This window comes from Candidatus Eisenbacteria bacterium, assembly GCA_035712145.1.
GTDB lineage: Bacteria > Eisenbacteria > RBG-16-71-46 > RBG-16-71-46 > RBG-16-71-46 > DASTBI01.
The window spans coordinates 1-11626 of sequence record DASTBI010000078.1; the positions used below are offsets into that span (position 1 = coordinate 1).

Consider the following 11626-nt stretch of genomic DNA (forward strand, 5'->3'; position numbering starts at 1 on the left):
GCTGGCGGTGAGGGATACCGCCAGCATGGTCCTCCACGAGATTCCGGGGCGGCCGAGCATGGGTCGAGCCTCGCTTGGTTCCTACCCCGGAAGCCAGCCCGGGTTCGAGCCGGCTAGTTCTTCCAGATCCTTTCCCACCACTCGACGCTCTCGAACTGCTCGCCCTCGCGCGTCCAGTTGGCCATCAGGTTCATGTCGCCGCGGATCTTCTCCACGCTCCAGCCGGTCAGCTCCGCCAGCGTGCGCGCTTCCTTCTCGCGGCGCTTCGGCAGGCCGAGGCGATACTGCCGGGCGTTTGCGCAGTCTCCGCCTCCCGTCCATTCGTGGCGCAGCACGTAGCGCGCCTGGAAGTTGCTGCGGTCCGCGGTCTCCTGGAACACCAGATCCTGCGGGAAGCTCTCGCGGTCGTAGCGCACGTGGAGGCGAGTGACGAAGGGGACGTTCGTCGCGCCAGGCGCGGGCGTGTCATTGAGCCACCACACGCCGAGCTGCTTGAGCTCCTCCTGAGAGAGCGGCTCCGAGGCGCAGGGGTCGCACCATCCCATGTCCCAGGCATACTCCGTGTAGACGACCGACATGTCGTCCTTGCGCACCTGGTGGCCGAACATCGCGCGGTAGAAGTCCGGGAATTTGCCCTTCACGTAGACCGGAATGTCCATGTCGGAGGGAAGCTTCGCGGTCCGGTAGTTCACCGCCTCGATCCGGCCACGTCGCGAGAGCGCGTACACGAACAGCTCCTGCGTCCCCGATGCGTTCACCATGCCGAGCCGCACGGGGAGCATGAACTTGGGGGATTCATAGGCCACCTGGATCGGGCGCAGGTACGTGAAGCCGAGCTTCTTCTGCTCCTTGAGGTTCACCTTGGCGACGAAGAACTTCATGCCCTGCTTGAGATAGCTGTCGAGTACTCGCGCCGCGCCGGTGGGCACGCGGTAATCGTTGTCGGTCAGCCAGTCCTCGAGGCCCTGGCTCTCTTTGGCGGACAGGATGAGGATGTCGTACTCGCCGACCGTATAGCGGGCCTCGATCGTCACGCCCTTCGCGTCCTTCATGACTCGGATCGACGACATTTCGGCCGTGGGCGCCGCGGCCCGGGACATGAGATTGAAAGAGACTTCCTTCCGCGCGCACGGATCTGAATCGAAGTATTCGACCAGGCGCGGCGCCGAGAACTGATCGAGATGGTCCACCACCGCCTTGTCGCCGATGTGGATCTGCCCCTTCTTGAGCACCGTGGGAACCGGAACCACGATCGCGAACTCCTTGGGCTCGCCCTTGAAGTCGCTGACCATGGTCATCACCGTGCGGTCGCCATCGCGCACCAGCACGACCTGCGAGGCCTGATTGAAGAGCTGCGCGTCGCCGCGCGCGACGTAGAAGCCGCAGAAGCTAAGAGCCGTGGCGGGCCACAGCGCCGTGAGCGACAGGCTCGAGAGCAGGAGCCGGCCGATCCAGGGGCGTGTCATGGGTGCGTCCTTTCCAGAGTCCGGGGAGTGGAGGAACGGGGCGCCAGTGGAAGCGCGACCCGGGGAGCAGTCGATCGATCAGCGGCACCGCGAGCGAGAACAGAGCGAGCGACCACAGAAGGCCGTTGGTGCGATAGAGCACGAACTGGACGAACGTGGCGCCGAGCGCCACGAGCAGCGCAAACAGGATCCGTCCCGGGCGTGAGTCGGGCGTGGTGCGCGGGTCGGAGATCATGAAGAAGCTGAACAGCAGGAAGGCGCCGTTCTGCAGCGCGTGGAGCGGATTGGCGAGCGGCTGCCCCAGCCACTGCGCGCGCAGCAACACGAGCCCGATGTAGAAACCGATGAAGGCGAAGGTCACGTCGCTGCGCGCAGAGCGGTTCACCACCAGTCCGCCGATGCAGGCCATGAGGAAGCCAAAGAACGCCACGTTCCCCCACTGTCCGGGGGAGACCCAGACTTCGCGCGTGATCAGCATCATCGCCACCAGCGCGATGTTGGTGGGGTTGAAGACGTGCTTCCCCCTCCACCGAAGAGCGAACTTGCTGGCGATCGCGATCACCGCGCTCGCGACGGCCACCGCCAGCGAGTTCGTGCGCAGCAGGAGGCAGAGCGAGAGCCCCGAAATCAGCGCGCTCTTCGGGTCGTAGGCAGGGAGCTTCCAGAGTTTTCCGCAGATGTATTGGGTCAGCAGCACGGTCGCGAGGAGGAGCGCCACGCGCGGGGCCTTCACCTCGAAGTCGAGGATGAAGATTCCGTAGACCAGCAGCCCCGAGAGGCTGGCGATCTGGTAGATCCGCGGATCCACACGCGGCCTGCGCGTTTCGCGAGATGCGGACATCGCCTCTTCCTACGCCGGACACCGGGCGTTATTCCGGGCCGGCGCAGGTCAGCGGCGAGGCAACGAGTTTGCGGTACGAGCCCGCGATCTCGGAATCGGCGCCATCCCTGCGGACGGCTGACCGCGGACTGCTGATCGCAAGCGCCGTGCCTGTAACAGAAGGCGTTGCATCCCAACGATGGGTTGGTGATGACGAGCGGCGGAAGTGTGACCTTGGAAACAATCCGAGGGTGACAGCGATACAACTTGAGCCACTGCAGTCACTCGGAGGTCATGCGAGCTGCGGCCGCCATCCAACGCCGCGCACCGATGGGGGCGCCGGCGCCTCCGATCGCACACACGCTACTGCGGCGCCGGCGCGAAGCGGCTTGCTCGCATGCCTCCGAGTGACACGTTCGCCCTAGGAGGCCTGCCTAGCGGATCCGGCCGGCATACACCACGCGGGCGGCCAGGTGGTGCTCCTCGGCCCGGCGCATCACCGCCTGGAAGTCGGGGTTGCTCCGCAGGATGTCGAAGCTCGAATCGCGGGCGATCAACGGGAAGTTCGCGTACCCCGTTCTGACCGCCCGATCGACGAAGTCGAGCGCGTAGTCCGGCCGCCCTCCACGAGCCATCATCCGCGCGACGATGAACTGCCCTTCCGGATCGGGGAAGTCCCGGTACTGCTCGTGCACCTCGTCCCAAACGGCGACGTCGCCCTGGATGATGCTCTTGACCGCCCGCACGAAGGCCCCGAAGGAGTTGCTCCCCAGCACGCGAATGTGATCGTCGGCCACCGCCACGGCTTCCTCGTTACGCCCCATCTGCACCAGCACCCACGACACCTCGAAGGGATCGTGCTTCCTGGCCTCGAGCAGGGCGCCTTCCAGGTCCCCGAGCGCGTCGAGGGTGTGGACCATCGAGGTGCGAATCTCGGGATCGAGCGCGCGCGCGCGGCGGTAGGCGGCGACCGACTCGTCGAGCAGCCCGAGGTAGCGGAAGCCGGTGATCATCTGCACGTAGCTCCCGAGGTCGTTCGGATTCCTCTCCAGGACCCCGAACAGCCGGTCGAGCGCCTGCTCGGCGCGGCCGCGATCCAGCTCGATCGTCGCCTGCACCTGATGTCCGATCGACAGGTTCGGGTGGAGCTCGAACGCGCGAGCCAGCGCGTCTTCAGCCTTGGCGTAGTGCTCGTCGCGATTGACGACGTAGTACTTGCCCATGACGCGGTAGCAGCGCGCGAGACGCACCCAGGTCGGCGCATAGTTCGCGTCCGCCTCGAGCGACTTGAGATAGAGGTCTCGGGCCATCGCCAGGTCGCTGCCCAGCTCGGCCAGGCGGTTTGCGCGCAGGAACAGCTCGTAGGCCATCGCGTTGGCGGGGACGTCGCGTGCGAGCGCGCGCTTCTCGCCGGCGCTCAGCGGGAGCTGCAGCGATTCGACGATGCGCTTGGTGAGCGTGTCCTGGATGTGAAACACGTCGCGGCCTTCGACGTCCTCGGTGAGCGACCAGGTGACATTCCCTCCCGGCACTTCCACCAGCTGCGCGGCGACCCGGCAGCGTTCACCGGCCGGCAGGATCGTGCCGACCAGGACCGCGTCGACATCCAGCTCGCGGGCGATCTCGCGCAGGTCGGCGTGCCCGGTCGCGAAGCGAGCGGCGGCCATCGGCGAGCGCACCACCAGCGAGTGGATTCCCGCCAGCGACATGGCGATCGCGTCCGCCAGACTCGGACCGAGGAAGTCCTTCTCCGCGTCCGACCGCAGCATGCGAAAAGGCAGCACCGCGAGGCGCGCCACCTGCTGTTGAGTGAGCGGCTGAGTCACGCCGCTCGGCAGGAGCGGCCGGAGCTCGGCGGCCATGCTGTCGGCATCGGAATGACGCTCGGCCGGATTCTTGGCGAGCGAGCGCATCAGCACGCGACCCAGGGCGTCCATGTCGCGGGATCCGGAGGGCAGCGTGGGCCGTGAATGGAGGACGGCGTGCATCACCTCCACCGAGGCCTTGCCCGCGAACGCCGGCCGGCAGGTGGCGGCCTCGGCCAGCGTCGCCGCCAGCGCGAAGAGATCGGCCCGCGCATCGACCGTCTCGCCGCGGATTTGCTCGGGAGCCATGTATCCCGGCGAGCCCATCACCGCGCCCGTCATCGTGAGCCCGCGCGGGGCGATCGTGTTCTGTCCTCCGTGGACCAGGCCGAAGTCGAGCAGCTTCACCCGGCCATCGGCGAGCACGAAGACATTGGAAGGCTTCACGTCGCGATGCACGAATCCGCGCCCGTGCAATGCCGAGAGAGCCTCGAGCACGCTGATCCCGATCCGCGCCACCTCGCCCGGCGGAAGCGGTTTGGTCACGATGCGATCGGCCAAGGGCTGGCCTTCGAGCAGCTCCATGACGATGAACGGCCGTCCGCCCGCGGCTTCGCCAATCTCGTAGACCTGGCAGATGCCGGGATGATTCAGGGCCGCGGCGGCGCGCGCCTCCCGCCAGAAACGAGCCAGGAGCTGCGGATCGTTGAGCTCGGTGCGCACCAGCTTGAGCGCGACCGCGCGCTCCAGGCGCTGGTCGCGCGCCGCGAACACCACGCCCATGCCGCCTTCGCCGAGGCGCCGCTCGATCCGGTAATGGCCAAGAGTCTCGCCGATCATTGAGTCAGGCAGCGTAGGACACGGGGCGGCGCGAGCGCCAGGGGTCAGGCGTTCGTGACCGGCGCTTCGGCGTGCGCGACCTCTTCGATCCAGGCGCGCTGGAGCTCGGCGGCCGCCAGGGGCGATACGCCGCGGGGGCGCGCCTCCTCCAGAGGGGGCAGGGGGGACCCGCGACGGGTGCGTCGCGCGGGCCAGTCGAAGAGCGCGGGCACGTGGCCGCTGGTGCATTCATCCAGCCGCTGACGCAAGGACTCGAGCCAGGCGCGAGTCCGGGCGTGAGCCTCGGCGCTGCGGCCGTGCGCTCTCAGGTAGGCCGCGAGGAACGTCCCGAGCCACATGGGCTCCACGTGGACGGCATCGGGATCCGGCCTGAGGCCGAGAGGCGTGAACAGCTCGCGCTCCACGCTCGAAACGAGCTGCGCCGCCCGCTCGGCGGGCAGCACCGACGGAGTCAGCGACACGGCGAGGAGCAGCTCGGGGCGCAGGCCCCTCACCGGACCGCTCGGGGCCACCGCCTCGTGCACCGTCCCCGTTTCCTCGTCCCAGAAGGTTTCGTTGAAGCACTGGCCGTGCTGGCGCGCCCAGGCCAGGAAGAAGGCCGCGTTCTCCTTGCGGCCCACGAGCCGCGCCATCTGCGCCATGGCGACCAGCGCGTGGTACCAGAGCGCGTTGAGCGCAGCGGACTTGATGCCTTCGTCCCCGACCTGGAGCAAGCCATCGCCGTCCACGCGGATCCCGGCCCGCGTGCCGCCGCGGTAGTACTGGAGCACGCTCTCGAGCTGCGGGTAGAGGTCCCGGATGGTGGCCGGGTCTTCGCTGCGCCGGGCCAGGAGCTCCGCCGCGTGGATCATCCACAGCGAGGGCTCGGGATCCTGGTATCCGGAGCGACTCCCGCCTTCCAGCGAAGAGGGGATCAGGCCATCGTCGAGATATCCGGCGAGGCCTCGAAGGATCTCTCCCACGGTCTCGAAGGCGCGCATCGAGATCAGGCCGGGCAGAGCGCGGAGCGTCGACGTGGGTCGCTCGACCACGCCCGGGAACGGGTCGAGCAGCGTGAGCCGGCCGTCGCGCCGGGCCAACCCCTGCGCGCACGCCCAGGCGAGGCGCTGGGTCCATGGATCGTCGGCCTCGATCAGCGGTGAGGAGCGGCGCGCGAGCAGGCCGTCACCATGCGCGGCGGCCGCTTGCCGAGCGGTGTAGTCGGCGCCCTGGACCGCGCTGGCCAGCACCGCGGAGCGGCGCCCGCGCTCGGTCTGGGCCAGCACCGCCACGCACTCGGAGAGCGTTTCCGGAGGGGGTGTTCCCAGACGTCCCTCGGAGGCCAGCGCGCGGAACAACCCTTCCTCGGTCGACGCCACGAGCACCACCGTCTCGCCGGGCGCGAGATCGACATCGAAGTGACCCGGAATCAGCGCGTCCTCCTCCGACTTTCGCGGCTCGAGATCGTGGCTGATTCCGCGCCTCCAGAGACGATTGGCCACGAAGATTCCCTGGTGCCAGAAGGTGAGCGTCGGATCGGAAGCGGTGATCTGGATGCGCGCCCGTCCCGGGATGGCTTGTGACAGTCCCTGGAGGTCGGGGCTCTCGCGCGGAATGGCGTCGGGATCGCGCGCCACGATCAATGGGCTCACGCGGAGGCGGGCGGCGCCACCCAGGACGTGGCGATAGCCGATCACCACCGCATGATGACCGTGGATCATGAATAGTGAGCGCTCCACCACCACCTCTCCCGCCCGGAAGCGCCACGTCGGCCAGGGATGCGACGTGAAATGCTCGAGCGTCGCGCGCTCGACACTGGCTTCGGCGGTGAGCACGGGCGCGAGATCGCAGACGCCGGCGTCGGTGCGCATCCGCTCTTCGAGGCCGAGGAGCGTGGTGACGACCTCACCATCGGCGCGAGCGGCGTGGAGCCAGGCGTGCGTGCGCCGCAGCGGCCACCCGGCCGCGGTGCCGTGGGCCGAGCCACCGGCGCCGTCGACGACGATCCACTCGCGACCGTCGGTGATCACCCGCTCGGGGCGGACTTCCTCTTCCTGCATGCGGGGGTTCATGCGACGCCTTCCTTGGACAGACCCATGCGATCGGGCGGGGATGCTAGCACGGGGTACCGCGCTGCACGAACCTCAACGGGAACGACTTGGATGGCTTTTCTCCAGTTGCGGCCCTCAAGGGGCGGAGGCTTGAAGCACCGACGAGAGCGGAACGATCGAGACGCCCTCGAGCTTGCGCGGCGTGAGGGCCGCGGGCAGCCATGCGCGCGTGAGCGGCGTGGCGCGCATCCACACCACCAGCTTCCCGCGGGCCCGCGCCTGCTCGAGGGCCTTCTTCCAGCGCCGATCGAGCGGCCCCCGATCCTTTGCGCGGGTCTCGGCATCGATGATGACGTCCGGCTCCGCATAGCCCACACCCATGTCCGCGGCCAGCGAGCGACAGACCGATCCCGCGACGGGCGACACGTGCAGGAACGTGAGGTCGCGCTTCTTGAGCTCGCGGTAGATCGCCCGCATCAGGGTCATGTCCTGGGTGGCCAGCGAGCCCAGGTGATTGGCGACCGCCGCCACGGAACCCGCCTGTCCCAGATCGTGCGCCACCTGGCTCGCCACCTTGGCCGGCTTCATGGTCACGAGCAGCGTGCCGGGGCCGGGGTTGACCTGGGGATAGTTGAGCGGCTCGAGCGGAAGGTGGAGCACCAGCTCCCGCTCGTGATGATGCGCGGAGCGGAAGGCTCTCGAGCTGCCGCGCTCTCCCGGCACCACCGCCACGGCGAAGGAGCCGGACGTGGCGAAAAAGGAGTCCGCTCGGGCCGCGTCCTCGCCGAATCCGAAGAGGACGAGGGCCAGTCGGGCCGGCTCATCGGACTTTGGCCCCTGGCTCGAGAGACCTCGCACGAATTCCAGCTCGTGCGTGGCACGGTTGGGCAGTCCGACGACCAGCTGGAGGAGCGGCGCCCCTTCTTCGGTCCAGCCCTCGCGCCCTCGGAGGACGCCGCCCCCGTGCGCTTCGAGATCGCGGGTGATCGCATGATTGAGCTGCAGGAACGAGGCTTCGGCCGGGACTTGAACCCGCCAGACCACGGCTGGTTTTCGCCCCGCAAGGACCCGCTCCGACACGTCACGGGCAGGGATTCCGGCATGCCGCAAGGTGGATCGCAAGGTGACGCCGACGAGCCGGGTGATCTCGGCGGGATCCCCCAGTCCGAGCCGGCGAGCGAGCGCCAGCTTCCCGCCATCGGAGCTGGCATAACGGTACGCCTGGCCCACCGTGAACAGAGCCAGCGCGGCAAGAGCGATCCACCCCAGCAAGGCGAGCGGGGGCTTGGATGGGCTCTTTCGCTTGGGCATGGTGCGAAGCGCACGGTAAGCAGGGCAAAGGAGCACGTCAACGTCCAGTGCCACAACTGTTTTTGCACAAATCTGACACTGCCAAGAAGGTCGGGTGACAGCCTTCTCCGGGGCTCGCCGATCATCTTCTGTAGCAGGGCATCCGTCCGGGGTGCCCAACGACCATTTTGGAGGTGGGCAATGAGGCTTTTGCGACTCGCTCTCCCCGCGCTCGCTTTCGTAGCCGCCGGATCCTGGGCAACAGATTCCTCGGCGTGCGACGACAGCAAGACGAGCGCACGCACAACCGCAGCGCGCAAGGCGACCCCGACCGCGCAAACGGCGCAATACACGCAAGGCTCATCGTGTGGCGCCAAGTCGACCAGCGCCTCGGCCGCGAGCAGCAGCAAGACCTCCGCGAGCAAGAGCTCCGCAGCCGTCTACGCCGCATCCTCCAACTCCTCCTGCGCCTCCAAGAGCACCACCGCCTCCGCGAAAACCGCCGTCGTTGCCGGCAGCTCCAGCCATTGCTCGCCGGGTGCGAAGACGACGGCCGTCATGGCGGGCAGCTCGTGCAGCGGGCGCGGCATGTCGACGTCGGCCGCCAAGACCGGTCACGGTGACTGCGACGCCTGCGCCGACATGGCGCTGTGCTACGAGGAGCTCGAGTCGGCCGGCACCCGCACCCAGGTCGTCCCGCTCAAGAACGGCGTGATGTTCGTGTACACCGCCGAGTCCCCTGGCCGCGTGAACGTCGTGCAGACGGCGATGGCCCGGCGCAACGACCGTCTGGCGCAGATCGTCACCGCGGGCGACAAGGCCCACCTTTGCCCCGAGTGCAAGACGATCCGCGGCGCGATGGCGAGCGGCAAGATGAGCCGCGAAGTGGTCAACATCGAGGGCGGGGCCCTCACCCTGATGACCTCGAACGATCCGGCCGTCGTGGCTCGCATCCACGCGATGGTCGACAGCCACAAGGGCGGCCGCTCCAAGATCTGAGCGATTCGCCTCTGTGGTGCTGGGCCGGCCCTGCGGGGCCGGCCCATCGTATTGGGGGCTCTTTGCCGCGTCCTGGCCCGGGGGGCTAGGCTCTTAGGTCCATGAAGCCATCCCGCTTCAGCCAACGGATCATCGTGATCCTGGGTCTGGGCGTCGCGTTACCAGCCCTGGTGCTGGCGGCGCTCGGCATCTTCCTCACGCTCAGGATCTCGGAGGCGGTGGAGTCGCAGAGCCTGCGCTACGACCACTATATGGCCCAGCAGGTCGTGGAGGGCTTCGAGCAGGAGCTGCTCTCCCACCTGCGGGATGCGGTGGCCGTCGCCGAGATCGAGGCGCGCAACGGCGCTTCGACGCAGACCATCACCTCGGCCCTGGCTCAGGGCACGCGGGAGTTCCGCGATCCCGACTTCGTGCCGCTCTCTCAGCTGTCGGACTATCTGCTGCTGGTCGTCGAATCGCAGCCGCTGGTCTATGGGCAGGACGTGCGCGGTCCCAATCGTTCGCGCTTCTCGGGAATGATGCTGCGGGACGGCCAGGGCGAGATCGTCGGCGCCGGAGGGTGGTGGGTGGACCCTCGAGTCTTCCTCAAGGATCACCTGCAGGGTGTCATGGAAGACCGGCTCGCATCCAACACCCGCATCTACGGCGGCATCGAATCGTCCCGCAATCTCTCGGTCGCGGTGATCGGGCCCGACGGCGCCGTGCTCGCCAAGGTGCGCGAGCCGGCCGGACCTTCGGAGTATGGCACCGCGCTGATGGAAGGACCGTTCGAAGGGTACGCGATTCGCGTCGCTCCGACCGGGAACGCGCCGGTCGCGTGGGCGCGTCGCTTCGTGATCATCGAAGTCGCGTTCATCAGCCTGATGGGGCTCGTGATCATTGGAGCGACGTTGTTCGGGCTGCGCTACACCGTGCGGCAGCTCGAGCTGGCCCGTATCAAGTCGAGCTTCGTCTCCAACGTGTCTCATGAGCTCAAGACGCCGATCTCGCTGATCCGGCTCGCCGTCGAGACGCTCGAGATGAGGCGGTTCACGTCTCCCGACCAGGCCGAGAAATTCATCCGGCAGATCGGACGCGAGACCCTGCGCCTGAGTCAGCTGGTCGACAACATCCTCGACTTCGCGCGCCTCGAAGCCGGACAGCGCGTGTTCAAGTTCACCGACGTCGATCTGGGCGAGGTGGTGCGCGAGACCCTGGACAGCTACCGCCTGCGGCTCGAGGACAAGGGATTCACGCTGACCGTCGATCTCCCGGACCATTTGCCGCAGATTCGCGGGGAATCCAACGCCATCGCCCAATGCCTCCTGAACCTGCTCGACAACGCGATCAAGTACTCGCGCACCCGCAAGGAAATCCGGGTCTCCGCGGCAGCCGCCGAGGGCGAAGTCTCGATTTCGGTGTCGGACCGGGGCATCGGAATCGCCCCGCGGGACCAGAGGAGGGTCTTCGAGAAGTTCGTGCGTCTGGAGACGGGTCTGGTGCACGATGTTAAGGGAGCCGGGCTGGGTCTGTCGCTGGTGGATCAGATCGTCCGGGCTCATGGAGGGCGCGTCGAAGTCAGCAGCGCGCTCGGGGAGGGCAGCACGTTCACCCTGGTCTTCCCGGAGGTCAGTCGGGCCGAAGGGGCCAAGGGTGACGAGCCGCAAGCGAGGACCGCATCATGACCGAAAACAATAATGACAAGAAGCGCGTGCTGATCGTCGAGGACGAGGAAGGGCTCATCGAAGGGCTGGAGCACAACTTCAAGTTCGAAGGGTACGACGTGCTCACGGCCCGCAATGGGTCCGAGGGGCTCAAGCTCGCACTCAAGCAGAAGCCGGACGTGGTGGTGCTGGACATCATGCTCCCCGAGAAGGACGGGTTCACCGTGCTCAAGGAGCTGAGGCAGCGGCACCGCGACATGCCGGTGCTGGTGCTGACCGCGCGCAACTTCGAGGCCGACGTGCTGAAGGGCTTCGACCTGGGCGCGGACGACTACCTGACCAAACCGTTCGGGGTGAAGGAGCTGCTGGCCCGGGTGAAGCGCCTGGTGTCCAGGGGCCCATCGACCGCCCCGCCGCCCGGACCGACCAAGTACAAGTTCGGGGACGTCGAGGTGCTGTTCGAGCCCCGCGAGGTGCGCAAGATCGGCAAGCAGGTGGCGCTCTCGTACAAGGAGTTCGAGCTGCTCAAGTACCTCATCGAGCATCGCGGACGCACCGTGTCGCGCGAGGAGCTGCTGGAGGAGATCTGGGGCGTCGACGAGGAGCTGGGGGTCACCACCCGCACCGTCGACACGCACGTCTCCAACCTGCGCTCGAAGCTGGGCGGCGGATTCGCCCAGCCGTTCATCGTCGCCGTCCACAAGGTGGGCTACAAGTTCGTGGAGCCGTGACG

Annotated in this window: 8 protein-coding genes; 3 read left to right on the forward strand and 5 right to left on the reverse strand. The window is 67.6% G+C overall.

The window, feature by feature from the left end; all coding sequences use genetic code 11:
* Window positions 1-113: 113 nt before the first annotated feature.
* From VFQ05_04655 to VFQ05_04675, 5 genes are all read right to left on the reverse strand, one after another.
* Window positions 114-1466, reverse strand: coding sequence for a DUF2330 domain-containing protein (locus VFQ05_04655; GenBank protein ID HET9326043.1), 1353 nt, complete (start codon window positions 1464-1466; stop codon window positions 114-116).
* Window positions 1390-2307 carry an RnfABCDGE type electron transport complex subunit D gene (locus VFQ05_04660; protein HET9326044.1) on the reverse strand — a complete coding sequence of 306 codons (918 nt, stop codon included), beginning with the start codon at window positions 2305-2307 and terminating at the stop codon, window positions 1390-1392. The genes VFQ05_04655 and VFQ05_04660 overlap by 77 nt, the downstream gene beginning before the upstream one ends.
* A 413-nt stretch (window positions 2308-2720) precedes the next feature.
* Entirely contained in the window at window positions 2721-4931 is a 2211-nt protein-coding gene (locus tag VFQ05_04665; protein HET9326045.1) for a protein kinase, read from the reverse strand.
* Between the two features lie 44 nt (window positions 4932-4975).
* Window positions 4976-6982: a glycogen debranching enzyme N-terminal domain-containing protein gene (locus VFQ05_04670; protein ID HET9326046.1), complete on the reverse strand. Its 2007-nt coding sequence runs from the start codon at window positions 6980-6982 to the stop codon at window positions 4976-4978.
* A gap of 114 nt (window positions 6983-7096) precedes the next feature.
* Window positions 7097-8272, reverse strand: coding sequence for a divergent polysaccharide deacetylase family protein (locus VFQ05_04675; GenBank protein ID HET9326047.1), 1176 nt, complete (start codon window positions 8270-8272; stop codon window positions 7097-7099).
* A 537-nt stretch (window positions 8273-8809) separates the two neighbouring features.
* Here VFQ05_04675 and VFQ05_04680 point away from each other — a divergent pair.
* The 3 genes from VFQ05_04680 (at window position 8810) to VFQ05_04690 (ending at window position 11624) form a co-directional block, all read left to right on the forward strand.
* A complete protein-coding gene (locus VFQ05_04680; GenBank protein ID HET9326048.1) occupies window positions 8810-9250 on the forward strand; it encodes a hypothetical protein in 441 nt (146 codons plus the stop codon).
* A gap of 101 nt (window positions 9251-9351) precedes the next feature.
* Window positions 9352-10914, forward strand: coding sequence for a HAMP domain-containing sensor histidine kinase (locus VFQ05_04685; GenBank protein HET9326049.1), 1563 nt, complete (start codon window positions 9352-9354; stop codon window positions 10912-10914).
* Complete coding sequence (locus VFQ05_04690) at window positions 10911-11624, forward strand: response regulator transcription factor (protein ID HET9326050.1); 714 nt, start codon at window positions 10911-10913, stop codon at window positions 11622-11624. Before VFQ05_04685 ends, VFQ05_04690 begins: the two co-directional genes overlap by 4 nt.
* Window positions 11625-11626: the final 2 nt, after the last annotated feature.

Bases quoted from the DNA above. Each gene is read 5' to 3' on its own strand.
- VFQ05_04655 (HET9326043.1), bottom strand. From the start codon at position 1,466: ATGACACGCCCCTGGATCGGCCGGCTCCTGCTCTCGAGCCTGTCGCTC.
- VFQ05_04660 (HET9326044.1), bottom strand. From the start codon at position 2,307: ATGTCCGCATCTCGCGAAACGCGCAGGCCGCGTGTGGATCCGCGGATC.
- VFQ05_04665 (HET9326045.1), bottom strand. From the start codon at position 4,931: ATGATCGGCGAGACTCTTGGCCATTACCGGATCGAGCGGCGCCTCGGC.
- VFQ05_04670 (HET9326046.1), bottom strand. From the start codon at position 6,982: ATGAACCCCCGCATGCAGGAAGAGGAAGTCCGCCCCGAGCGGGTGATC.
- VFQ05_04675 (HET9326047.1), bottom strand. From the start codon at position 8,272: ATGCCCAAGCGAAAGAGCCCATCCAAGCCCCCGCTCGCCTTGCTGGGG.
- VFQ05_04680 (HET9326048.1), top strand. From the start codon at position 8,810: ATGGCGGGCAGCTCGTGCAGCGGGCGCGGCATGTCGACGTCGGCCGCC.
- VFQ05_04685 (HET9326049.1), top strand. From the start codon at position 9,352: ATGAAGCCATCCCGCTTCAGCCAACGGATCATCGTGATCCTGGGTCTG.
- VFQ05_04690 (HET9326050.1), top strand. From the start codon at position 10,911: ATGACCGAAAACAATAATGACAAGAAGCGCGTGCTGATCGTCGAGGAC.